Source organism: Lysinibacillus telephonicus, from assembly GCF_039654155.1.
Classification (GTDB): domain Bacteria; phylum Bacillota; class Bacilli; order Bacillales_A; family Planococcaceae; genus Ureibacillus; species Ureibacillus telephonicus.
Genome location: NZ_CP155468.1, coordinates 825,023 through 851,921, shown reverse-complemented (window position 1 = coordinate 851,921; position 26,899 = coordinate 825,023). Strand labels below are relative to the sequence as shown.

The 26,899-nt window shown below is 34.0% G+C and carries 17 protein-coding genes and 1 pseudogene; 3 read left to right on the top strand and 15 right to left on the bottom strand.

The features are described 5' to 3' along the window. Positions 1 to 226: 226 nt before the first annotated feature. From MKY04_RS04060 to MKY04_RS04030, 7 genes and pseudogenes are all read right to left on the bottom strand, one after another. Positions 227 to 1,249, bottom strand: coding sequence for a glycosyltransferase family 4 protein (locus tag MKY04_RS04060; protein WP_346235348.1), 1,023 nt, complete (start codon positions 1,247 to 1,249; stop codon positions 227 to 229). Next, positions 1,249 to 3,582: a methyltransferase domain-containing protein gene (locus tag MKY04_RS04055; protein WP_126294211.1), complete on the bottom strand. Its 2,334-nt coding sequence runs from the start codon at positions 3,580 to 3,582 to the stop codon at positions 1,249 to 1,251. The genes MKY04_RS04060 and MKY04_RS04055 overlap by 1 nt, the downstream gene beginning before the upstream one ends. 4 nt (positions 3,583 to 3,586) lie before the next feature. Continuing rightward, positions 3,587 to 4,855: an ABC transporter ATP-binding protein gene (locus MKY04_RS04050; protein WP_185807694.1), complete on the bottom strand. Its 1,269-nt coding sequence runs from the start codon at positions 4,853 to 4,855 to the stop codon at positions 3,587 to 3,589. Between the two features lie 13 nt (positions 4,856 to 4,868). Next, on the bottom strand, positions 4,869 to 5,657 hold the full coding sequence (locus MKY04_RS04045; RefSeq protein WP_126294209.1) for an ABC transporter permease: 789 nt from the start codon (positions 5,655 to 5,657) through the stop codon (positions 4,869 to 4,871). A gap of 175 nt (positions 5,658 to 5,832) precedes the next feature. Next, complete coding sequence (locus tag MKY04_RS04040; protein WP_126294208.1) at positions 5,833 to 7,410, bottom strand: O-antigen ligase family protein; 1,578 nt, start codon at positions 7,408 to 7,410, stop codon at positions 5,833 to 5,835. A gap of 18 nt (positions 7,411 to 7,428) precedes the next feature. Further along, a complete protein-coding gene (locus MKY04_RS04035) occupies positions 7,429 to 7,923 on the bottom strand; it encodes a tetratricopeptide repeat protein (RefSeq protein ID WP_126294207.1) in 495 nt (164 codons plus the stop codon). A 1,140-nt stretch (positions 7,924 to 9,063) separates the two neighbouring features. Further along, positions 9,064 to 9,680 (bottom strand): annotated as a pseudogene (locus MKY04_RS04030) (ISL3 family transposase); the annotation flags it as partial. Between the two features lie 146 nt (positions 9,681 to 9,826). Between MKY04_RS04030 and istA the strand changes: the two are divergent. Next, on the top strand, positions 9,827 to 11,257 hold the full coding sequence (istA, locus tag MKY04_RS04025; protein WP_036176596.1) for an IS21 family transposase: 1,431 nt from the start codon (positions 9,827 to 9,829) through the stop codon (positions 11,255 to 11,257). Further along, positions 11,250 to 11,975 (top strand): IS21-like element helper ATPase IstB, encoded by a 726-nt coding sequence (gene istB, locus MKY04_RS04020; RefSeq protein WP_346234634.1) that lies wholly within the window; start codon positions 11,250 to 11,252, stop codon positions 11,973 to 11,975. The genes istA and istB overlap by 8 nt, the downstream gene beginning before the upstream one ends. Here the strand turns inward: istB and MKY04_RS04015 are convergent. The 7 genes from MKY04_RS04015 to MKY04_RS03985 all read right to left on the bottom strand — a co-directional run bounded on the left by MKY04_RS04015 (position 11,958) and on the right by MKY04_RS03985 (position 24,166). After that, entirely contained in the window at positions 11,958 to 12,497 is a 540-nt protein-coding gene (locus MKY04_RS04015; protein WP_428833893.1) for a transposase family protein, read from the bottom strand. The genes istB and MKY04_RS04015 overlap by 18 nt on opposite strands. 267 nt (positions 12,498 to 12,764) lie before the next feature. Next, positions 12,765 to 14,078: an ISL3 family transposase gene (locus MKY04_RS04010; RefSeq protein ID WP_346235347.1), complete on the bottom strand. Its 1,314-nt coding sequence runs from the start codon at positions 14,076 to 14,078 to the stop codon at positions 12,765 to 12,767. A 239-nt stretch (positions 14,079 to 14,317) separates the two neighbouring features. Next, entirely contained in the window at positions 14,318 to 15,580 is a 1,263-nt protein-coding gene (gene ltrA, locus MKY04_RS04005) for a group II intron reverse transcriptase/maturase (protein WP_346235866.1), read from the bottom strand. A 706-nt stretch (positions 15,581 to 16,286) separates the two neighbouring features. Further along, positions 16,287 to 17,645, bottom strand: a complete 1,359-nt coding sequence (locus MKY04_RS04000) for an IS1182 family transposase (protein WP_346235868.1) — start codon at positions 17,643 to 17,645, stop codon at positions 16,287 to 16,289. 284 nt (positions 17,646 to 17,929) lie between these two features. Beyond that, positions 17,930 to 21,115, bottom strand: coding sequence for an S-layer homology domain-containing protein (locus MKY04_RS03995; protein ID WP_126296356.1), 3,186 nt, complete (start codon positions 21,113 to 21,115; stop codon positions 17,930 to 17,932). 836 nt (positions 21,116 to 21,951) lie between these two features. Then, positions 21,952 to 22,671 (bottom strand): WecB/TagA/CpsF family glycosyltransferase, encoded by a 720-nt coding sequence (locus tag MKY04_RS03990; protein ID WP_126295526.1) that lies wholly within the window; start codon positions 22,669 to 22,671, stop codon positions 21,952 to 21,954. 223 nt (positions 22,672 to 22,894) lie between these two features. After that, a complete protein-coding gene (locus tag MKY04_RS03985) occupies positions 22,895 to 24,166 on the bottom strand; it encodes a nucleotide sugar dehydrogenase (RefSeq protein ID WP_126295527.1) in 1,272 nt (423 codons plus the stop codon). A gap of 618 nt (positions 24,167 to 24,784) precedes the next feature. Between MKY04_RS03985 and MKY04_RS03980 the strand changes: the two genes are divergently transcribed. Then, complete coding sequence (locus MKY04_RS03980) at positions 24,785 to 25,900, top strand: IS4 family transposase (protein ID WP_126296411.1); 1,116 nt, start codon at positions 24,785 to 24,787, stop codon at positions 25,898 to 25,900. A gap of 422 nt (positions 25,901 to 26,322) precedes the next feature. On the opposite strand, the gene MKY04_RS03975 is transcribed toward MKY04_RS03980, so the two are convergent. Beyond that, entirely contained in the window at positions 26,323 to 26,784 is a 462-nt protein-coding gene (locus MKY04_RS03975; RefSeq protein ID WP_126295528.1) for an IDEAL domain-containing protein, read from the bottom strand. Positions 26,785 to 26,899: the final 115 nt, after the last annotated feature.

Below are 26,899 nucleotides of genomic sequence, written 5' to 3'. Positions count from 1 at the left end.
ACCCTTCATTTAAAAATAACTCATTAAAATAAAGTAGTTTTTATATTACTATCTGTTTAATTGTTTTTTAAATAACTAAAAATTCCATTACCAAAGTTACCGAATATAATTTTATTAAACCAATTCATCAAGTTAATATAAAAAATAAAGTATTTAATAATTTTTAGCTAATTTGAAGTGGAAATCTTATATTCTCTCTTTAGATCTATAAGGATACTAAAAAAGATTAATGAAACAGATTTCCCCAGTCTATTAAAAATGTGTTATCGGAAAAATTTTCTCTTAGTAATGCAAGTTGATTTTTAACAATTTCATTATTCTCTAACATATATTCAATTTTTCTTACCGCTTCTTCTATATTCCCAAGTTGATATAAAAATAATTGATTACCATTTACTAAGTGACTATGTACATGCGAAGCAACCACAGGTATTCCTGACATAATTGCCTCTGCGACGGATAAACCAAAGCTTTCTCCTTTTGATGAAGAGAGGAATAATCCTTTATTCATTTTAATTATTTTTAGTAATTCAGTAATTTTTTCAAAAGGAAGAGGTGGTAGATATATGAAGCGATCTAATAAATTCTTATTTTCAATGATTTTAAATAGATTTACTTCTTGTGTTATAGGTCCGGCTATTAATAAAATAAAACGATCACCTAAACGTTCTTGTAAAAGTGAAAAAATCTCAATTACTTCTTCCGTATTTTTCAACTTATCTACTCTTCCAATATAGGCAATCGGTACTTTACTGAATCTTTTTAATATATCCTTTGGAATTGTAAATAAATCCTGTGGAACGGAGTTTCTTAAAGTATGCGTTTTCTCATGTAGTTGAACAGGTATTTCTTCAATAATATCTTGTCTAAACTTCTCTGATGGAACGATAATTCCTTTAATATCTAAAGGGAGTTTTGCAATATAGGTTCGATTTTCTGTATAAGCTGTATGACATTCAAAAAATATCTTCTCATTATTTTTCATCATATCAAAAATCTCAGGGGTATCAATGGAATGGATTACATCATATTGATCAGGTACAAACTTTTCAACTACTTGTAGGTAATGTCCAAGTTTATAATCATTGATATATTTATTTAATAGTCTTTTTCCTCCAGAATCATGGAGGAAAAAGACATCCTGAGCTACTTGTAAATTGGAAGACTTAAAAGCTTGGGCACGATTTAGTAAAACTCTTTCGACGCCTCCCATCGTTGCCCACTTGTAAACGTATAAAACTTTATGCATTAATCTGACTCTCCTTCATATAAATCCTGAAGAAAACTTTTCTCTTTTATACTTTTCATCATAAATTGGAATCTGTTTTCCCAAGTTGAATTTTCTAAGAAATTCTCTATATCTTGAAGTTCTAACGATTCATTTAATACTTCACTATACCTTTTATCAATCGCATTTAAAACTTCTGAAGTATTTTCGCAATGGTCTACAAGTGGGTATTTCCCAATATGAGGAATCCCCGTTGAAATGGTCGGTAAGCCGAAGAATAAGTATTCATAAATCTTAATCGGATCTACTGCTAAAGATAATTTCGATTTTTTAAATGGAATAATCCCTAAGTGCCAGTTCTTAACGTATTCATAGAGTTCTCCTGGATGGACTTTTCCATAGAATTTAATATTCGGATAACTTTTTAATCGATTTAACGTGGCATCGTCTACACCGTAACCAATAATGTGAATAAATATATCTTTTCTTTCTAATATGTCAAAAATTAATTCCCAATCAAACCATGATGAAGTTAAGTGTCCAAAATACCCAATATGAATTTTTTGATCCTCTGCTAAACTTCTCAAAGAAATATTTTTCATTTTTGAAATATTTTCATTGTAGCCATTTCCGAGAACAATGATGTCATTTCTAATTGATGAGAATTTTTCTTTTAAAGGTTCTGATACACTAACTACTAAATCTGAATTTAATACAATCGCTTCTTCAATATTTTGTTTGTACCACGGCGCTTCCCCAACTTTATAAAATTCTTCCCATTCATCCATGATATCGTATGTGATATAGAACCCTTTTTCTCGGAAAGGAACAATTAGTTTATAAAAATGTTCAGTCGGGAAAGTCATAATGAAATGTTTTTCTTTTATTTCAACCAATGGTTCCATTTGTGTTTCTAAAAAATCATAAAGTGGTACTTGATATATTTTATCAAGGAAGCATTTATAGCTATTGCTATGATCTTCCCCTTTTTGCCATTGCCACGCTATATAAAGTACTCCGTAGCCCTCATTTGCTAAATATTTTGCTAAGTTTATCGTTCTTTGGTTGTACAGTTCGTCAAATTCAAAAGCAGAAGGAATAATTGCAATTCCTTTTATTTCATTATCTTGATATTTAGTTACTAATTCATCATATATATTTCTTACTTGTTGATTGTCTGAATAATAGGTTGGCTTGGTATTACGATTTTTGAAGAAACTAAAGGATCTAGAAACAGCTTCTTTTACACCTTTTGTTTTCGCAACATACATGAATTTCTTTGAATGACCTTTTAATTCTCTAGTTGATTTTACACCGTTATAATACTTATTCACTAAACGCCATGCTTTTGTATTTAACATATTCGATATTTCTTGATTAACTAATGCAACATTGTACTTATGTGATTCTATTTCTTCCTGTTGTTTAAGGATTTTATCCTTTTCGAATTCTAACTCTTTATTTAATTGTTCAATGATGTTATTTTTTGACTCTATTTCTTTGATAAAGTATTCATTCAATTTTTCAATTTCGCCTAAAGCTTTCTCCAAAGATAAGCTCAAACTTTGTACTATTCGATCTTTTTCTTCCAACTTCTGATAGTACCAATTAATACTTTCTTCTTTAATTTTTAGTTCTGATTGTAAATCATGAACTTCATTTTCCTTCAAAAAATATTTTTTTTCATGAAAATTATAATCTGAGAAAAATGTATTAAGAGTAAGCTCCATAGTATTAACTATTTCTTTATTAGAATAGATTAAAATTGCCTGTTTCCCACTCCAGTATGTACCTTCTATAAACCTACAATCAATTTCCTTAAAGTAAGTTAAATTATAATTTTGAATCTCTAAAGGTATGGAATCATAATTAAAAGTATACATATGTTCTTTAATTCGATTCTCTTCTTGGAAAGGAATCATGATAATAACATGATTTTTAGCACTTTCAATTAAATTGGGAATGATATCAAAAGGTTGTTCAAAATGCTCTAAAACGTTCGAGCATAGAATTACATCATATTGTTCTTGAATTTGATTTATATCCCCAACTATAAATTCTACTTCCGGATAATATTCTTTCGCCTTTTTTATGGCTTCACTTGAAAAATCAATACCTTTAACATCTGATTTGGGGAAATTTTTTGACAAAAGATATGTTCCTTCACCTTCGGCACAACCAGCATCACAAATAGTTAATTTATTATCTTCGATTTCATTCAATAGCCATGTTGGTAAATTCTTTAAAAGCAAATCTATAAAAAAAGTAGTTTGTTCTCTACCTAAAAAATCTTCCCAATTGGTTTGAAATCTATCATTCCAATACTCAAGACTATTTACCTTAAGCTCACTCATTTTGCTACTCCTTCATAAAGTTAATTGTTTGACTAACCGGTGGATGGAAGTAACCAAAAATTTTCTTTTCACTTATTACTTTAAAATACTTAGCACCTTCAATATAGTCAAAGTACTCTGGCTGTAAATTTTTTCGTTCTTCAATCGCAACAACCAATATATATTCATCGTCTCGCAAATAATTTTCAAATTCAAAGGTTACTTCTATTGCATTCGTATTAGCCTTGGTAAATCGATGATTGTGATCATAGGTAGTACTTACCATTAAGTCAGTTCCAACTTTATTTTTAATTGAAAAAGCAATACTAACGAATTTTAAATCCACTTCTTTCGGAACTTCTGTAATAATCTTAATAGAAACTGTTTCACCAAAATTAATAACTGTGGATTTTTCACCTTTTGAGTTGAACATTTCAACATATTTAATAATTCCTTGTTGTGAGCCCCAGCGATTAATAGGATCAAAGTCTGTAGCAATTTTGTTCAAAGACATTTCTATTGCAGCTGAAGCTTCCAATGTACTTACATCATCATTCATATATTTCATATATTCAGCTGTAACATCTAATGTATTACCGTATTCTATTACTTCCCCTTCATGAAGCCATAGAGCTAAATCACAAAAAGTTCTAATACTCGAAACATCATGGCCAACAAATAGAATTGTTACACCATTCTCTTTTAATTCAGTTAATCGATTGAAGCATTTAGCTTGAAATTTCATATCTCCTACTGCAAGCGCTTCGTCGATAATTAATACTTCGGGATCAACATTAATAGCTACAGCAAATGCCAATCTTGCAAACATACCAGAAGAATATGTTTTAACTGGCTGATAAATATATTCTCCAATATCTGCAAAATTTAATATACCATCTAATCTTTGATCCATCTGTTCTCTAGAATAGCCCATGATTGTTCCCTGTAAATAAATATTCTCAATACCGGTATATTCAACGTTAAAACCCGCACCTAATTCTAATAAAGCGGCAACTTTTCCATTTACCATTACTGAACCTGATGTCGGTGTCAGAACCCCTGTTAGTATTTTTAATAAGGTTGATTTACCAGAACCATTTTTCCCAATAATTCCAAGTGTTTGACCTTTTTTTATACTAAATGATACCCCATTGAGAGCATAAAATTCTGAATGATACTTTTTTCTTATAAAACTTAATGACTCTTTTAATCGGTCTTTTGGATTATCATATAATTTATATACTTTTGTTAAATCTTTAACTAAGACAGCATTGTCTTCATTTAAATTTGTCATCATAAATCCCTTCTTATAATACATCTGAAAAATGTGGTTTTAATTTTTTAAACATGATGCTACCTACTATTAATATGAATAACGTAACAATCCAAAAATAGGTTGTTAGTAGCGGGTCTTCCCAAAACCATCTTTGATAGATAAACGTATTACGATACCCTTCTACAATATAGTAAACTGGATTAAGTTTAAACCAAAATTGTATTTGTGGTGGAACAATTGAAAATGACCAAAAAATTGGTGTTAACCAAAAACCAAATTGCAATAGCATACCAACGATTTGGCCAATATCTCTTGAAAAAACAGCTAAAGATGAGGTAATCAATGAAATACCATAAACCAAAATGACTGAAGCAATTAAGAAATATAATATCTGTAGATAGTAAATATTTAAACTATAACCATAAAGAAAAAATAGTAAAATTGATGCAATTAAAAATATAACATGTATAAAGAAAGTCGATAATGTTTTTATTATTGGTAGAAGACTTACTTTAAATACGATTTTTTTCACTAAATAGCTATTATCCAAAATTGAGTTTGTGCCATTTGAAATAGCTTCTGTAATAAAAAACCAAGGGATAATACCTGCCACTAACCAAAGTACAAATGGAACATCTTCAATGGGCGTTACTCTAAAGCCAATTTGAAAGACAAACCAATAAATTAGAATTGAGATAATAGGATTAAAAAAAGCCCAAAAAACACCTAAATAGGATCCTAAGTATTTTACTTTAAAGTCATTTTTTGCAAGTTGAAATATTATATTACGATCTTTAATTAAGTTACTTAAGTAATTCATGTATGAACTAACCTTCCTGTAGTTATAGTTTTCTCTTCCTTAACCGTTTTTTTGTAAAGTTACCCTAACTAATTTCATTATGAAAATACTTAATGGTATTCAACAAAATGTTTACTCTATTAAAACCAAAAAGTTCCAGCGTTTTTTAATATTTTTGTTTGCATTCATAATGCTGCTACTCATGTATATTTCTACCGTAGTGCTTTTTTCTGGAATGAATCCCAAACACCATGCCAATTAATATCCATGCGATAGCTGAAGTACCCGGAAGTGAATCGTTAAACATAGATTGAACAAAATACGCTAATACAGCTGCAACAAGTACGATGTTCTGAATATAAATTTTCTTAAATAAATTGGTAACACTATAAACTACAACAGATACAAAAAGAAGTAAGAATCCTATAAATCCTACTAACCCTGTACCATATAAAATACCGAGAAAAATATTATGTGGTTTATCGGTAATTATATTTTCATCCCAGTTTCCAGATCTAGCATCGATATTAAAATGGGGAAAGTTATACATTAAAGAATCTAATCCATATCCGAAAATCGGTCTGTCTTTGAAGACGTCTATAGTTTTTTCCCAAATATAAAGACGGCCAGTACCAGCTGAAACACCTCTCTCTGGTAAAACTGGTAATACAAATGAGTTATCTGCTGCTGATACTTCATTCATATACCCTAATTCAAAACTCGAGGTAATTTTTGAAAATGCCTGTTCTTCTAAATAAGGGTTATTTTTAATTAAGAAGCCAAGTGATTCATCCCACACTCTCGAATTTTCGCTTGCTAATACATGTAAAACAGAAGCTGAAATTAAAAGAAATAAAGCCAATATAACAGTACCCTTAATCTTATTTACCGCTTTAATTACTGATACGATTATAATTGGAACCATTACTAACAAAGTTACAAATCCACTTGTCGAAATAGACATGAACATAACTGTGATTGAAAGCGTCGCCACAATAACACTAATTATGCTTTTTATCCATGTCCCTTCAACTATGGCCCACACTAAAAACATTACTGTCAAAATTGCGAACATACCACTCATATAGTTCCACTGGTTAAGAGTACCTACTATTTGTGAGCCTGCTGAAAAACTCGAACCATCAGGTAAAGCAATCGAAACCAATGTTTGCACCCATTTATTTTGCATTAAGTCGTTACCTGTAAAGTTCATTGTGATTATGTACAAGTTAATAAATACAAATGGATACAGTGAAAACATAATATAGTTAACCGCTTTTTTCGGATAATTAATGTTCATTGCAATAAACATTAATGCTATGTAACATAACCAACTAATAGCCCCATCATTTCGGTTATATTGACCACTCAATGCAATTGAAATGTTTGGAGAGAAAATAGTAGACATGACAATTGCAAAAGTAAATATTCCTAAGAAGTAATTCAATATTGTTTTTTTAATTTTCCCATTCATAAAGAAAATCTTTATTAGCAAAAGTAGCCCTGCAATAATTGTAACTAATAGTACTAAAAATGCCTTGTAGTAAGTGAATAAATCGCCTTTAGTACCTGATGTTAGAAGACTAACATCAGAAACAAGTGGACTAATAACATCTTTTGTATGACCTAAAACTATTAGTGGCATGAAACCTATTAAAATTAAGAATAGCCTAAAAATCCACTTATCTACATTCGCACGTGAAACTTGATTCTCTTCTTCATCACTTATAATATCTTTTTGTCGATCTCGATATTCTCCATAAAACGAAGTCATCTATGTATACCTTCCTTACTACATATTTTCTATTGAACTTAATAAATCAGCAACTTTAGCTTGATAGTTTGGATAATCTTCTGGTACCCATCCAGCCTCTTGACAACGCATTAATACAGTTTTTGCATCCTCGTATCGTTCTACTTTATAAAGAGTTTCACCAAACTGTAACATAAACATAGGATCTTCAACCCTATAAGGATTAATATCTAAAACCTTTTGAAAAAGTATAGAGGCTTGTTTCATTTCCCCAACATTTGCAGAAATTAAACCACCTAAATAATTGACATCCTCTGATTCTGATTCTTTTTTTATAAGTTCATTTATATAGACAGACGCCTCTTCGAAATTACCTTCATTTGCTAACTGAGTTGCTTGTTGAAATAAGAGATCTTCGTTTGCAAACTGCTCGTCCTGACCTTTTGCTAATACATTAGCTACAAACAATCCTATTACTATAAATGCCACCATTCCTATTAATATATATCTTCTTGTGGATTCTCTTAACTGCATAATCCTCATCCTTTATTCGACTTTTTTCATACCCTAATATTATACACTAATTATATAACGATTTCCTTAATAATTGGATAATCTATTTACTTACTGGTACACTACAAAAAAACAAGAGTATAAATACTAATTTAAAATGTACATTTCTTGTTGAATAAAGATGTAGAAATTTGATTTTAAAACTCAGACTAATTTTGGTTGATTATATGTGCATAATAACAGATTTTGTAATTAATAGTCTGTTAGACTTAACAAGATTCAAACAAGTAATGGAGTAAAGATGATAATTGATAAAAGTAAATTACTAAGAGACATGAGGGTAGATCGACTAACAATTGATAATTCATAAATGGGTTTGTTCTAAAAACATAGTTTAGTAAACTATCTAAAATCGGTGAGTATACCCGAATTATAGCAAGTGTTTTATTACCAACGTAACCTTTAGCAGTATTTAAAAGATAATCATAGTCTAAATTTGCGCAGTCAACATTCCGTAAATATATTTCTAATACACAAGAATTTAAAGGCTATATTGATATAGGTGAGCATGTTTTTTTGTATAAACAATAACGACATTCGATTTCAAACGTGGGAAAATTAGCACAGAAGGATTGGAATTTATGAAACAAGTGATGGTGAACAAGTTGAGATTAATGTAGAAGTATTAGTATTTGGATATTCTCTCATGTAATCCTTTTAAATGAGTATTTCGAAAGTTAGGGGCGGGCACAACTCCACCATTATCCTTTTACTTGCTTGGGATTTTGTTAACCATTTTCTTTTGTCTTAGTAAATCACCGACAGAAGGATTTGATAAGCGATCTCCAATTTTTTTGATATGGAGAAATATCGTTCTGAATACCATTTTTCCTTTTTTGTTAACTTTTACGACTTTTTTAGGAAGACAAAACGCTTCATTTTACCATCTCAGTCTTAGTCATTCTAGTCCTTTTGAATTCGGATACGAGTTCGTTCCTTTGCCCAATAAATAAACACAACTCATCTATACCTAACTTATTTCTCAACAATTCAAGTTTAGTAAAATAGGTTCTATGTCAAATGTTGGAGTGAAGTGATATTACACGGCACCCCGATTATCCTAAATGAACCCCAATTTTCTTATATAAATTATTTAATAAAATATCCAAAACTTAAACTATTTAAAATTTCAACTTGCCAATTTTTTAGCGTTTGAATGGCCTTTAAAAATGCCGGAATATTTGCTTCTTCTACCTTTCGGTAAAAGGCTTCTAATCTTTTTTTTATTTCTATCAAATCATTTGAAGTTTTTGCCCAATCAAACCATTCACAGTAAGCCTCTTTTAACTCATACGCCTTCTTTAATTCTTTCGACATTCCTATATATCGGTTTAAGTACCAACGATTCGTTACTGTTAGCTTATTAAATCGTTTATATAATACATGGCGCATATTTTTACATTCTATCGATCATACGAATGCCATTCCTTTTGTACATGACGGCGTACTTCATCTAGTGCCCAGTAAATATAACGACAATAATGAAAGCGATCCGCAATGATAATCGGGCGATTTAATGCCTTCCTAACTGCTGCTTTAAAGCTTGGATTCATGTCCATAACCACAATTTCTACATCTGCACCGTATTTCATCAAGTAATCCTTAATGGTTTCTTTTCTACGATTTGGTAAAATATCAATTGGTTCATGTGTTTCCGCATTGGCAATAATTAATTGATAAGTTCCCGCATCGGTATCTGCTTTATATTCATCAATCGCTGTTTATTGCAAAATAAAAGTGCAGACTTGTGCAAAGAATTTGTACAGAGTCTAGCACTTTTTTAGTGCAAAAAAATAGACTTGCCAGCCACCCCAAGTCATTCTACTGTTAAAGTGTCGAATTTTAGCAGTGGAGGAATGAAAGGATGCTAGCAATGTCTGAAATTAATTGTATCAAAACATTAAGAAATGAAAAAGGATTATCGATATCTACAATTGCGGAAACTTTATCCATCAATTGGAGAACAGCAAAAAAATATGGTGATAAGGATCAACTACCTCAAGTAAAAACACAAATAAAGAAAGGAATGATGTATGACGAAAAATGGGGAGAAATCGTAAGTGATTGGCTTGAAGAGGACTCAAAAGTAAAGAAGAAATTAAGAAGAACTAATAAGCAAATGTATGAAGCCTTGGGAAAAATGGACTTCAAAGGTTCTTATCGAACAGTCTGTAACTTTATAGAGGAATGGAGAGCTAATAGAGATGATGAAATTTCCAAGGGATTTGAACGATTAACACATCCTGAAGGAGAAGCTCAAGTTGATTTTGGGATAATGGAAGCTGTTCATGAAGGGGAAATAGTAGATGTACATGCACTAGTAATGTCATTTCCAGCAAGTAATGTCGCATTAGGAATCCCCCTTCCTTCTGAAAACCAAGAGTGCTTTTTAAGTGGGCTGAAGAAACTTTTTAAACAAGCTGAAGGCGTACCACTTAGTATTAGAATCGATAATCTAACACCTGCGGTGAAAAAAGTGCGTGGTTCCGAAGGAGAAGCACAGTTAACTGATGAATTCATTGCTTTTCAAAATCATTATGGCTTTAAAGTTCAAGTTTGTAATCCCCGAAGCGGTCATGAAAAAGGAAATGTGGAACGGAAAGTTGGTTATATTCGATACAACTTCTTTAGTGTCCCTCCTGTAATGAAGGACTTTGAAGATTTAGAAAATCAGTTATCTGAGAGATTAGTAGAAGACCGTAAACGCATGCACTATCGCAAGGGTGAAATGATAGAAATTTTATGGGAGAGTGAACAGAAGCAATTATTAAAGTTACCTGAAAATGATTATCCAGTTTTTAAACAAATGCCAATCAAATTTAATAAATATAACGAATTCAAATTGGATCAACATCTCATTCATGTGCCAAAGGCGAAGAACTATTCGCAGTTATATTGCGTTACTTTTTGGGATCAGTTTAAGGTCATAACAAATAATGGTGAAGTAATTTTAAGTGATTCAAGACCATATATGAAAAAGCGTAGGTTTATACCTTGGATTGATATATTCAAAGACTGGCTACTTAAACCGAGAGTAGTTGGCCATTCAAGATATACAGAGTACCTACCGGTACGTATAAGGGAATATTTATTAGTCCCATCCTTATCTTTACGGAAACGGAGAATCGAAGAAGTTATTACCCTACTACTTCAGCATGATATGAAGGAAATTGATAGCCAATTTTATGAGTTAATAGCCAATAATGATAAGCTTTCTTCTCATCCTTATGATGTAGAGTGGTCACAGTATGATGCTCTACAGCCAGTAACATCGGGGGTGAGTGAAAATGAATGAAACGATCGAACATTTATGTAAGCAACTTAGATTAGCTCATATCGCTGAGGGGTTCGAGGAAATTCCATTTACAACACCAGATGAATTTGTCTATAAATTATTACTAAAAGAACGAGATGGCCGTGAACAGGCGAAAGCATCTAGAAACATTAAAAAAGCACGATTTTTAGATTACAAAGTACTAGAAAACTATGAATGGCATAAAGATATTTGTCTCCCCTCACATTTAACGAAAGAGGAATTGATGAACCTAGATTTTATACATCGCCATGAGAACATAATTTTAGTCGGAGCACCTGGAACCGGTAAAACTCATTTAGCCTCCGCTTTAGGCCGAAGAGCCTGTGAGATGGGGTTTGAGGTTCGATTCTATCGAGTTTCTCATTTAGTTGAAGAGTTAGAGGATGCTTTAAGTAGTGGTCGTTTAACAAGCTTTAGAAAAAAATTAGAAAAAGTGGATGTCATTATTTTAGATGAAATGGGATATGTACCATTTGGAAAAGATGGTGCAGAGCTGCTATTTCAAATTATCTCAGAGTGTTATGAGCAAAAAAGTTTGATAATTACATCAAATCTAGAATTTAGTCAGTGGAATCGAATATTCGCAGATTCACGTTTAACAGCAGCACTGGTGGATCGTTTGATTCACCATGCCCACATTATTTCATACACGGGGCAAAGCTTCCGTTTAACAAATGCTTTATCGAAGAAATTGTAAAAATACTGGGTGGCAACACTCTGTATAATTAATTGCAAATCTCTGCACTTTTTTCTTGCAAAATACAATCGCGATACATTTTGGTAAATGAACCCCTTCATTTAATTGTTCCTTTACTACTTCTTTAAAGCGACGAATCACTGTTGAGCTTGATGTACCAAGTACTTCAGCTGCTTCTTTAAATGTTTTTGCCTTTATTGAACGGATTCGTACAACTTGATTCCATTCTTTCGAGAAACGTTGATATTTATCCACGAAAGGGGATTTTTCTGAAAAACGTTTCCCACATTGGCATACATAACGACGACGTTTATAAAAAAGGACGGTTAATCGTTCAAACCATTTTAAATGATTAATTTTTTGAATTCGATAATCATGGACTTTTGATGTTATATTCTTGCATGCTGGACATTGATGTTCTTTTTTTGGTATGGAAACGTGTAGAACAATACGTTCCCCCATCTCCTCCACCTTATGAACAGTTACACCTTTTAATCCTGGAATATTCATGTTAAAATTCATTTGCACGTATCACCTTTCATTGCTTGTTTCTCGACAATTCAAGTATATAGAAATCGGTGATTACGTGCTTTTTTATTTATGAAATTTTTTCAAACCCCAACAAATATAATAGAGCCGTAAAATAGTGATGCTGTGTATTTTCATTTCAGAAATTGTTTAAAAACCCTCAGCATATATAATAAAACCCTGCTTATAAGTAAAAAGGTTCTTTGTCAAATAACGTTGGTGAAGGATATTAATCGATTATTACCATGCTCTTAACTAGCCTTAGGCTGTTTGGGAGCGTGGTTGTTTTTGTTCTGTTGTTTTGAGTTTGAAGTGTAAAATAATTCGCTTTTTGTAATTCATAAAATTTCTATATCCATAAGCTACACGATTTAATACTTTAATTTTATTGTTAATCCCTTCAATTTTGCCGTTGTTATAAGGATAATTAAAGCTGTTATGTATATACGGAAGATGCTCTTTCAACGTTTTTATACTAGTCTTCATATAGCTAGAGATTAAAGGATGAACAGGATTTATTAAACAAGATTCTAACATTTTAAAGTCCTTCTCTTCCATTGCTTTCAAAAGGGCTTGATAAAGCTCATAATTCGCTTTTAGCACTGGATCATACGCTAAAATCTCTTCAACGATGCTTGTTTCAAGACGTTGTCCGAATAGCGAATAATATTTGTATTCAACGCTAGAGAGAACCGATTTCTTTTTGAGAATTAGCTTCCAGTAACGCTTCAATCGACGGTACTTTTTCATGTCTTCGTTATCTGAAGTTCTTAGTTGATTCATCACACTGATTCGGCACTTATTCATAGATCGATTGATTAATTGAACTAAGTGAAATCGGTCAATAATTATTTTCGCTTTTGGAAACAGTTCTTTAATGACGCTTACATAACCTGCATTCATATCAATCGTTACCGTTTCCACATTTCGTCGGTCATTTAGGCTGTAATTCACAATGAAATGATTTTTAATTGCGAAGTTATCGCGACGATTAAGAATGTCCAAGATATCACCATTCAACACATTGATATATTCAAAAGCCATTGCCCCTTTTGCGTATTTAAATTCGTCAAAAGAAAGATGCTTCGGAAGCTTAGTATGATGGGGTTTAAGATGCACTGCAACTTCATTAATGACTCGTTGAACCGTTGTAGGTGAAATCGAACAATCTTTAGCGATCGATTTTAAGGATTGAGCTTCTGCAGATTTAATCATTACTTGAACTTTAACATTCTTAGAAATATAACAATTACGTTCAACGATTGGTGTTTTGGCAGTAAAGCTAGTGTTGCATTCTGTACACATAAAGCGTTGCTTTCTTAGTAGTAAATAGGTTGGACTTACCCCGGTAAGAGGTAAAGTAATTCGCGATAATTGAGTTCCGTTCTTAAAAACTGTAAAATTTTTGTTTTCAATACCACACTTTACGCAATGAGTAGGGTTGTAGGTTAATGTTCCAGTGATGTATTTACAAGCTTTTCCTTTAAAAGTCCCTTGTTTTACACAATCTTCATCGAATGTAATATTCAAGTCTTGAATATCAATCAAGGATTTAATACTATTAGAATATGACAAGTGAATTCCCTCCTGAATGATGGTTTTGGTCGACTTTAATTCTACAGGGAACCTCACTTGTTTTCTATTATTAAAATAAAAGAAAATAACGCTAGTGAAATTCCATCACCTTCTCCAACTTTCGGGAGAAGGTGATTTTCATTCACCAACGTTATAAATTGTACAATCGAGTAGGAGGGAGTGATTAACTCCCGACCTCTCACACCACCGTACGTACGGTTCCGTATACGGCGGTTCAATTAAGATGAATAACGCAAAGTTTCGTAACGAACTTTCAGACTTTTCAGCCCTTGGCTTTCCCAATAGGAATTGCCGAGGGTTCTGTGTAATATGGGGCTTTTAGAAATGCGCCAGTACCCTTTTCGGGTGTTTCCCCACTCGTATGCTTTTCCATAAGGAACTTTCAACCGAGTAAGATTTCTGACTCTTGTTTGAGGTTTCTTCCAATTCTTCCATAGACACATCCTTAATCTTCTTTTAATCCAGCTATCTAGTGATTTGAATATGGAACTCGTATCTGCTAATGCAAAATAACCACACCACCCCATTAGATATTGGTTTAACTTCTCGATTCTGTATTCCATGGAGTATGGCATCTTTCTTGAGGTAATCTCTCGTATTTTCTTCTTCATTCGAACTAAACTTGTTTTCGCAAGACGAACCTTTGGTTCTTTATGATTCGTGAAACTAAAACCTAAGAACTTCCGATTCCAAGGACGGTCTACTGCTGATTTCTTTTCGTTTACTTTTAAACGAAGTTTTCCTTCGATAAATCTTTGTACACTCGCCATTACTCTTAGTCCCGCACGTTCTGTTTTCACATAAATATTACAATCATCTGCGTATCGAACGAATTTATGTCCACGTTCCTCCAACTCTTTATCGAGTTCATCTAGAACTATGTTTGAAAGTAAAGGACTTAAAGGTCCACCTTGTGGTGTTCCTTCTTCTGTACTTGAAACCACTCCATTTATCATGACACCGGCTTGGAGGTATTTACGAATAAGTTTTAATAAAGGTTTATCTGAAATTCGTTTCGCTAATGTTGCCATTAGTCGGTCATGATTGACCTTATCGAAGAATTTCTCTAAATCCATATCAATCACCCATCGATAACCTTCCTTTATATAACCCTTTGCTTTCCGAACGGCGTCATGGGCGCTCCTGTTTGGACGGAATCCATAACTCTGGTCCGAAAATGTTTTGTCATATTCCTTCGATAAAATCTGCGAGATAGCTTGTTGAATCAAACGGTCTGTCACGGTTGGGATACCTAGTAAACGCACACCACCATCTGGTTTCGGGATTTCGACTCGACGTACTGGTTGCGGTTCATAGGTTCCATTCAAAATCTGCGATTTAATGCTTTCCCAATTTTCGAGAATGTGCTGTCGTAAGGTTTGTACGGGCATCATATCTACTCCATGGCTTCCTTTATTCGCTTCAACTCGCTTTAGCGCTTGTATCATGTTTTGCCGTTCGAGAATTTGATCCAACATCACCATTTCGTTCCTTTCCGTGATTAGCTTATCTTCTTATGCCCATCTGAACTCCACCCTCCGCAAATACCCTCGTGGGATTCACCACTACTTTCTAAGCGTGAGGTTTCTCTGTTTTCTGTGCTTATTCATTCTAGATGGAAAGCCAAGGGCTAATCTCTCTCAATTGTTCAGTCCTTCCGAGTAATTCTAGACCTACTCGTACTATGACCTCTGCTGACTTCTGACAGTTCAGCTACTTGTCTCCAAGTAGGTTATGAAGGGTACTTCACGTTTCTGTCAGACCTCCCCGGGTAAGCGCATGCACTTTCACACCATCTATCCGCCTCATTTACTTGATATGACCTTCGACAGAAGGAACTTTGTTTTGTAGCGCAAACTCATTCAATCATACCTAGCCTTATATGAGATTCGTGTTCCTCGGACCGGTGTTTTGCCTCCAGCTTCCTTCAGATTCCGCGTCGCCACGGACACCCTTGCTCTTAGCTAACCTCTACTTCTGTCTTCGGGGTTCGGGACTTGCACCCTATAGTTCATACGCATGCCGGGCGCACGCCAGTAAAAAACTCTATGGAATTATCCATAGAGTCAGGTTGTTGACAAAAGACCTTCAGAATGGGCTTATTCTGAAGGTCTTTTGTAATTTTAATAGATTATTGGGTATTTAACCGACTTATTTGGGGTAAAAACACTCTTCGAGTATTATATTTTAGGCCATTTCTGAAGCTTGCCACGTCCAATTAGCAAGCTTTTTTAAATTCATGGCAGCAAAAGTAAGCATCGCCTGCATAGACAATTTTTTAATTCCACGTAGGGTTGTCCATCGCATACCATGCTTTTCTTTTGCATCTGCAAAGACACGTTCAATCGTTTCTTTACGTCTAGCATATATTTGTTTGATATCACTTTGATGACGAAGATGATCCGCTTCCTCTACATGATGTGCCCAAATATGACGTTCAATGATTTTTCTGTGATCCTTACTACTTGTACATTGAGTAAGTAAAGGACAGTTTACACACTGAGTAGGGTTTGATTTATATTGGCGTTTCCCATCTTTAGTCGTTGTCGCATATTTAAGGACTTGCCCTTCCGGGCAAAGATAGCAATCATAATACTCATCATAGACATATTCATGTTTGCGTAAAAATCCATCCTTTGTTTTTGGTCGTGTATAAGGAAGTGCTGGTTGAATATCATGTTCAAATAAGAATTTAGTAATCGCAGGTGTTTTATAAGCAGCATCGGCAGCAACAGCAAGTGGCTTTTTCACTTTTTCCATTACCTTTTCAACAAGTGGTTGAAGCATATGACTATCATGAACATTACCAGGTGTCACAATTGATCCGAGTATAAATCCATAGCGGTCAGCTGCCGCATGAAATGAGTAAGCAAACTGCTTAGTTCGTTCATCTTTTACATAGTAGCCACTTTCAGGGTCTGTCGTACTTTCTTTAATTTCCTTTATCTCTTCTTTTTCAAATTTATCTGGTGGGAATGGTTTCTTCCCATGGTCAATCCGATCTTGATTCAATTCTTCTTGAAGTTTAGCTTCATATGCCCGAGTCTCTTTACGTACCATCTTCTTCTCGAATTTACGTTTATTCGCACTCGCTTTAACATGCGTTGAATCGATGAAAACATGGTCAGCACTTAGTAATCCTTTATCAGCAATTTCTTTAAGTATTCGATAGAAAATCTGTTCAAAGATATCTGTGTCTTGAAAACGACGTTCATAGTTTTTACCGAAGGTTGAAAAGTGTGGTACTTCTGAATGGAAGCCAAATCCTAAAAACCATCGATACGCCATATTCGTTTCGATTTCTTTTATTGTTTGACGCATTGAACGGATTCCAAATACATATTGAACAAATGTCATTTTGATTAATACGACTGGGTCAACACTCGGGCGACCTAATTTAGAATACAGCGGTTCTACTAGTGGATAGATGAAAGAATAATCAATGGCTGATTCAAGCTTTCTAACAAGATGGTCTTTTGGTACAAGTTCTTCAATCGTAATCATCTCAATTTGATCGCGTTCATTTATTTGATTTTTCGACATCATTTCCATTCACCTCAACGTATATTTAGAAGTAGTTGATTGTAGTGTAGGCGGCGACTCCTGCGGGAAAAGCGTGACGGCCGATACCCCGCAGGAGCGTAGCGACGAGGAGGATTGGCCCACGCCCGCGGAAAGCGTCCGCCGAAACGGAAATCAACTAACTTATTCAAAAAGGGTTATTAATTTTATTTTAAAAGAAAAAAGACTGTAGGCAAACTCGAATTTTCGAGTTTGTCTACAGTCTGACTCTATGGAATTATCCATAGAGTTTTTTTAAGTAATAATTATTATTTAACGTAAACTTTAACAGTTTGAGTTTTACCATTAATAGTTAATGTAAGGTTGAACGAATCACCTTCAACAACACCGTTATTACCGCCTACATAAATTTTAGTTGAAACAGTACCATTTGAACGTACTTCAACATCGTCATCATTTGCTGAATTAATATCAGAAATTGTTAAGCCGAGTTTTTGTTTTCCACGGAAGAAAGTAAATTCACCAGTAGATGAGTTAAAGTCATCATTATCTAAATCTTCACCATATTGATCTTCTATATCAAATGATCCTTGTGATAATAATGCTGCATAAATATCTGTAGCAGTGATTACTGTATCTCCACTAGTTACATTAATATCTAATGATTTCAACAGATTACCATTTAATGAATCTGCATCCTCAAGTTCAAATGATGCAACTTTTGGTGTTGCTTCAGCAAGTGTGATTTTATGTTCAATTCGAGATCCATCACCATTAATTACTACAGTAACATCTGTTTCAATACGATCACCAGCATCGCTTAGATTAGTACCAATTTCAGTAATATCTGCTTTTACATCTACTTCATCTGTATCAGTAACTGTTAAATAGTCACCTGCTAGAACTTTATAAGCAATACCATCAGCTGGTAATTCTACTTCTACACCGTTTCCAAGAACACCATATACTTCGATATTAGCATTATCTGCAGGTGAAGCATCATCTTTACCATAAACTAATTCATCACTATATACTTTATAAGAATCAAAGTCGGATGCTTCTACTGTGCGAATTGTAGTACTTAATACATCAGTTACTAAGTTACCTTCCACGTCTCTAGAAGTTAAAGTGAATTCAACTGTAGCATTACCATCGATACCAACAAGATCTAATCCAGAAGTATCAGAAGATGTAGAGACATTATTTTCATTTAATGATTTGCCAGTAATAGTGTAGTTTTTCCAAGATGGAATTGGATTGCCTTCACTATCTCTAACAATGTTTCCATTACTATCTTTTTGGTATGAATCTGTATCAGAGAATTTGTCAAATACTCGACCATATTGATCTTCAATAACAAAATCATCGTAGGCTAACTCAAGTGTTGCCCCTTTATAGATATAAGTGTTAGAATTATCAGCGATTTTTACTAATGACTCTGGATGTGCATTAGGTTCGATATCAAGAGTAATTGAGCTTTCTTCGCCTGATTTATCAACCTCAATATCAATATCAAGCTCTTCTGCTTCGTCACCTAAATTATCTGCTGAATCAAAAGTTAAATATAATTGACCATCTTCTTCAATGAAAGTAAATACAGTAGATGCAGCTGCATTACCTAAAGCAACTCTATCAGCATCCCAGTCAATTTTAATTTTACCATCACGAAGATCATCGTTTAATTCAGCTGCATCTGTAATTGACTCTCCATTTTGGTCATATGCAAATACCGGTACTTTAACTTCTTCGTCACCAGCAACAACTTCATCTGGAGAAGAAAGTTCAATTTTGTACACTTCAGCACTATCAGTAACTTTGATTACAGATGAGCTCTCTTCACCAGTAGCTTTAGCACGGAATGTTACAGTGTTTTCTCCACCTACAATATCATCCTCGTCTACTTCTTCAGAATCGATTGCTATTGCGAAATACCATTTCCCATCAACATTCTTAACTTCAATGTCTTCTTCATCAACTAAAGCGAAAATGTCTTTGTTAGATACATCTACACGTAATCCATCTTGAACTTGTTCTAAAATTGTAGTATCGCCAGAAGCAACATTTTGTTTGTCAGCGTATTCTGGGTCAATCGTAGCACCGAATTGATCTTTAACACTGAAGATAATGTAGAATTCATCACCATCAATTAAGTTTTTAGTGCTTAGTTCCTCGTCTGTTGGGCTATAAACACCTTTAATTTCTACAGAACCTGGTTCAATTTCATCTGAAAGCACTACATCTTGATCAACATCAATTTCAACTTCACCATTTTCGTAAGTAAAGCTGATTGATCCTTCTGCATCATCATCTTCATCTTCATCAACCATTACAGAGATAACACCTTTATAACCAGCAGGGAACTCAATGCTTTCTTCATCGATACCACTGATTTTTAAGTCTTTATAGCGACTTGTTGGGATATCATCTGTAATCTCTTCACCATATTGGTTATAAACAGAGAAAGTAATACGTGCTTCTTTTGCAGTAGCTGTTTCAGTACCAGTTAAAACTAAAGTGCTTGAATTAAATTCGATTGAAGATACTTCTTCACGAGTAGTTTTAATTGAAGCAGTTAATTCTTTTTCAGCTACACCAGTTACTGTTAAATTGTAAGTTGCATCAACGAATTTAGTATCAACTGTTAATACAGCAGTTGTTTTGTCTTCGCTCCAGTCAACATCAGTAACGTTGATTGCAGTTGTACCACGAGCAAATGCGAATTTTGCAGCTTCTGTATCTGCTACAGGAGCGTCGAATACTACTGTTACTTCGTTAACTTTAGTAGCTGTTGCAGATTTAATTGCTCCAACTTCTGTAGATGGAGTGCCTTCAGCTTCGATTGTACGGTGTAAGAATGAAGCGAATTGAGCACGAGTTACTGTGTCTTTTGGATTGAAAGTATTAACGTTAGAAATTCCTAAGTTGCGTAGAGCTTGGATTTCTTCACGAGCTTCTTCTTTAGCAGTAGCAAGGTCAGAAACTGTTAAGTTTGTAGAACCTTCAGCTAATTCTACTAAAGATTTTTTGAATACAGCTTTGTAAGCACGGTCTAAAGTAAGAGCCATGTTTTCACGAGTGATGCTGTCGGCAGCATTTAAGTCACCATCAGAACCTAAGAATACGCCAGTGTCTTTTACTAAAGCAGCGTATTTTACTAATTCTTGGTCAGCAGCGTCAACAGCTACGTCGTCGAAGCGTTGAACTGTGTTGTAGTCAGCTGGGATTTCGAAACCTTGAGCTTCTACCCATTTACCAAGCATTTTAACAACATGTCCACGTGTTAATTGTGCGTTTGGTTTGAAAGTACCATCTTCGTACCCTTTAATGATGCCAGCTTCAACTAATGCGTTGATCGCTTCAGCATGTGAATTGTTTTCAGCAACATCTGGGAATGATGCTGCAGCAGAAGCTACAGGAACGATTGCAGATGCTACTAATGTAGCTGTTGCAGCAGTTGCTACAAACTTTTTGTATTTCTTTGGTTGGTTAGCCATAGAAAGATTTCCTCCTCTAATTCTAGTAATAATTTTAGTTATCCTCACTATTTATGTGTAGAAAACTATTACACATAAAAGTTTAGTAGTATACAAATGGTATGTCAATCATTTTTTAGCTTTAATTACAGAATTGCCTAAACTAATGCTATTAAATAATTACCATTTTTGTATTTTGGATAACATCAAATGTAATCCTATTATGACACAAATACACCTCTAAAACCAATACTTTCTTTCATTCTATTTTTTTACTATTATTTCAATATAATTATATTTATCAAAAGTTACATGAAATTAATAGATTTTGATATTAAATAACAGAAAAATAACTTTTGTAATATAATTATATTATTTATTTTATTTAAGTAATAGTGAGTTTTCTTAAATGAATTATTAGTATATGTAAAGAAATGCACTAATTTTTATCAACTTCGGTAATTTGTGTCTATAATTTTTTAATAGGTAATCTACCCGAATAAGTATATTATAACATTTATGGAATTATGCATAAAAATTTGATTTATTTTTTGCGAGGCAATTAGATGAATTTAAAAGGATTCTTTTAATAGCCCAAAAAAGAAGGTCTAAGCAAATTTGCTTAGACCTTCTTTTCGGGCTACCAACCGTTTCCTTGCAGGGAAAATATATTGCTATATATCATAGAGAAAATCTTACTACTGACTACATTGTAACATCAGAGTAATAAAAGAACAATAAAATATTACAAAGATTACAAAATTATTTTTACATGCATAAATTTGGGCAAAAATGTTTTATCTTCTAAAGTAATGTCTGGTTTTCTTACCATTATAATGCACGAGCTGTAATTTATTCTACTTCTTTTTCGATCCGCGCGCTACCTCTAGTAAAAACAAGGGCAGTGCCATTTGGCGTTTAATGCGCTTTGGTTCTTTCATTAATCGGTAAAACCATTCCATACCTACTTTTTGGAACGCTTCTGGCGCACGCTTTACGGTACCAGCTAAAACGTCAAATGAACCACCAACACCTTGATAGATTGTAGGGTGCAGATGATCTCGATTAGCGTTTATCCAGTTTTCCTGTTTCGGGCTGCCCATTGCAACAAATAAAATATCTGGCTTTGCTTCATTTATTTTAGCAATGACTTTATCATTATCTTTTTCATAGCCGTCTTGTGTACCTGCAATTACAATTCCTGGGTAAAGTTCCTTTAGTTTCTCTGCTGCTTTATCTGCTACTCCAGGTTTACCACCGTATAAAAAGATTGGCTTTTGTTGTTTTGCAGATTCAGCGCATAGGCGCATCATCATATCAACGCCTGTAACCCGCTCTGTAATTTGGCCCTTTTGAATTTTAGACGCAAGGATAACGCCAATGCCATCAGGAATTTGAATTTCTGCTTCATTTAATAATTTTTTCAGAGCAGGGTCTTCTTTTGCTTTTATAATTTTCTCAGGATTGATGGCGACGATTAATGATTTTTCTTTCTTCTCAATTCGATTAAAAATATCCGTAATTAGTTCATCATAGTTTTCTGTATTAACATTAATTCCAAGTACTGTTTCTTTCATATTCTCAACCGTCCTTAAGAAAAGCGCAAACGCCCTGGTCAGCCCCGACAAGCGCTGGAGGGACCTGACGAGTGTGCTCGCACACGTGGGAAGGTACCGAAGCGACCTCGAGGGGCTGGGCGTTGGAGCTAGACATTATTCACTTTTATACTATTATCAGTAAAAAATTGGCAGCGTGCTAATTACAGTGCACACTGCCATTTTATTTTTATTTCGAAGCTTATTATTTATTCTTCGCATCTCCAAGTAAATGGAATTGGAAGCCAGCTTCTTGCCATGATTCGCGGTTTAAGCAGTTTTTCGTATCAAACACAATTTTATTTTGTGTAGAAATTGTTAACGGATTATATGCTTTGAATTCGTTATGATCTGTTAACACTAAGATAATATTTGCATCCTTCGTTGCTTCTTCTAAACTTTGAGTTTGAGTTTCGTGTTTGTTTTCTTTAATATGTGGATCGTATGATACTACTTCTAATCCAAGGTGTTGAAGTTCTTCGATTACTTCTGTTGATGGGCTTTCTCGCATATCATCAACGTTTCCTTTGAAAGCAAGACCTAATACAGCAACTTTACCGCCAGCAATTTTGTTGCGATTTAAAATTGCTTGTGTTTTTTGAGCTGTAAATTTAGGCATACTATCGTTTGTATTGCGGGACATATTGATAATTTGTGCCTTTTCTCCACCAAGCTCTACTAAGAACCATGGATCTACTGCGATACAGTGTCCCCCAACCCCAGGACCTGGGAAGTGAACATTTACACGTGGATGGAAGTTTGCAAATTTAATTGCTTCCCAAATGTTCACATCCAGTAAATCTGCCATTTTTGCAAGCTCATTTGCAAATGCAATGTTTACATCACGATATGTGTTTTCCATTACTTTTACAAGCTCTGCAGTTGTCGCATCTGTTAGGTGAATTTGTCCTTTCACAAATGTTTCGTAAAGCTCTTTTGTTAATTCTGCTGATTTGCGATTAATACCGCCAACAATACGATCGTTGTTTACAAGCTCTTCGAAAATACGTCCTGGAATTACACGTTCAGGAGAGTGTGACACGTAAATATCTGTTCCGATTTCTAAGCCTGTTTTAACTAGTTCTGGAATCATAATGCGTTCTACTGTTTTTGGTGGAACAGTTGATTCTAAAATTACTAAGTTTCCTTTTTTTACATAAGGAACAATTGATGCTGTTGCTTGACGTACATATTCTAAGTTTGCTGTTTTATCAGGATTAATTGGTGATGGCACTGCAACAATAAATACGTCTGCTTCTACAGGCGTAGTAGATGCTGTTAGGAATCCTTCATCTACCGCTTTATTTAGGCGCTCTTGCAAGCCGTTTTCTTCAATGTGTAATTGTTTTTCTTGAATGCTTCTCACAGCTGCTGGATTCACATCGACTCCATGTACTTTTACGCCGTGGTTTGCAAACATAACTGCTGTTGGTAATCCAATATATCCTAACCCAACAACACAAACTGTCTTTGTCATAATTTTCGTTACTTCCTTTCAACTTCGAGAACGAGTGTCTATTTTATTTGTTTTTCGACTAGTTTCTTTTAAGAATACCCATGTACACTTTATCTCATGCTTGAGCTGGTTTGATAAGTATGATTGGGCCGATAATAAGTATCATTCTTAAAAGCCTGTCCAAAATTTATATTTTGCATATGAAACTTTTGAATTTTATTCAATCACGGTATAGTATACAACTTTCCTTTCACTGTGTGAATTAATTTCGTATTTTAATAGAAATTAAGGAAGTTAAATTTCAAAATTTTTGTAGCGATTTAGTCAGTATTTCTGAATTCATATTGCATTTTATAGATTGAATCTGTCTCTACTCTACACATTTTTTATTACAATTCCATTGCATAACGTTTTCTTTTTAATGAATTATCGACTCATACTATGGAAATGCATTCTTAACGCAGTACCTTACCTTTGAATAACTTTTTAAATCTAAAATCACTAGTGTTGCATTAATTTAAATTCACTATTAAAAATACTCAAAATGTTCAATATTATTATTTTATGCAAAGAAAAAGTCCTTTATAATGGATTAGTCAGGTGGTAACCCGTCCAAATCCACTAAAAAAGGACCATCACATGGACAAGATTACACGAAAAACTTCATTTGGACAATGGTTTTCACCTATAAATCTTCAATTATTTGAAGAAAACGTGAAAACGATGAAATTAGATTACTATACGAAAAAATTAACGACAGAGTCATTTCTAAAATTACTACTTTTTGCGCAGCTACAAGAAATTGAAAGTCTGCATGCGCTGGGTGATTGTCTTTTCGATGACCAGCTTCAAAAAGGGATAGACCTTGATTCTATTAGTATTTCTCAGTTGTCACGGCGGTTAAACGGCATAAACCCTGATCTATTTCAAAGGCTTTTCCTTGATTTAGTGTCACAAATTCATGCCAAAACGCATTACACGAAACTCGTGATGCCGTTAAAAATCATTGATTCAAGCACATTGCCACTTAATTTGACCAATCATAAATGGGCTAAATTCCGCAAAACAAAAGCAGGTGTAAAGTTACATTTGCGCCTTGTGTTTATGGAAAAGGGTATATCCTATCCTGAAAAGGCCGTTATGACAACGGCAAAAGAACATGACCGTGGTCAGCTTGAAATCATGGTGGATGACAAGGAATGCATGTATGTGTTTGACCGTGGTTATCTAGACTACGAGCGCTTTGATCGCATGACTGATGATGGCTACTTCTTTCTTTCACGGCTACGCAAAAATGCAGTCATACGGAACGTTTACGATTTTAAGCTACCCAAGGATACAGCTGTTTTATCAGACCAAATGGTGTTGATAGGTACGACTCAAAACCGTGCTGAAAATTACTTTCGGCTTCTAAAAGTGATTGACTCAAAAGGAAATGAACTTCATTTAATTACAAATCGTTTTGATTTAAGCGCCGAAGAAATTTCAGAAATGTATAAATCACGGTGGGCAATTGAGCTGTTTTTTAAATGGATCAAACAACATCTCAGCATCAAAAAGTTCTACGGTCAAAGCGAATGGGCGATTCAAAATCAAGTATTTATCGCACTAATTGTTTTTTGCCTACATGTTCTCGTACAAATCGAGACCAGAAGCAAGCGAAAAACCTTACAGATTAGCCGTTATCTAAGGGCTGCATTGTGGAAACCAGCGAATGTTTGGCTTCGAAAGATTGAAGGAAAAGCCATCCCTTAAATATGCAAATTGTCGTCGTTGCAAAAGTCTAATTGTAAATAAATTTCCAAATGGATGGGGACACCTTTGATTGGGTATTTACTTTTTTGCCTCTAAACAGGGAAGGTGAGTAAACTGAAAATTATGACACTATTTATGCAACACTAGTGATCTAAAATATGTTTACTAGTTTTATTTTTTGGTAATACTAGGTTTAAAAAGGGCTTTTATTTTTAAAGGAGGGAGAATGATGAAGGAATCGAAGCGTTTGACTTTAACGAAAGAGGATTGGCTCTTTGGTATTATTGGCTGCGGGATAGTTTTAGCAATAATTCAAGTTTTCCTGGCCTATTAAATAGGCTTCTTTTTTCCAAAAACTCTATAAAACGAAAGCACCCCCGATTTATATTCAAATCGTGGTGCTTGCTTAAACATAAAATAACTCATTTCATTTTTGCTTTTTGCTCTAACAACTCATAGAAACGCTTTTCATCTCTTTGTTCTAATGCTTCATCAATTAACCGTTCAAAGTTTACCTCTTCCATCTTTCGGATCATCTTTTGCACATCGGACTCCTCTTCCTTAGGCACCAAATTGACCGTTTCTTCGCTGGATGAGGCTTTTTCTAAAATCGGTGATAAATGCTCATGTACATTTGAAATGAGCAGCAGCTGGTAGAGTGGCAAGCGAATAAAACGATTGCCGCGCTGGAACACAAAGATTTCAGAAAGGTTTTCGATTTGCTTCGTATCAAGATTAATGACCATTTCCTTCCCCTCTACCGGTACAAAATGAAACAGTTCGTCATCCTTAACAATCGAAAAATATTGATAAGCAAACACTAAACGAAGGGTTTTTCCCGTCACTTTTGTGTAAAAGGGTTTCATAAATTGCACTTGTATCATACAATCCCTCCTAAAATGGAAGCTTTCTTGCTTTCCCAATTTCGATACAAAACATAGTTGAAAGCGATTTCATTATATATTCTTGAAGTAAGTCGCTTGAAAATAAGAAATTTAT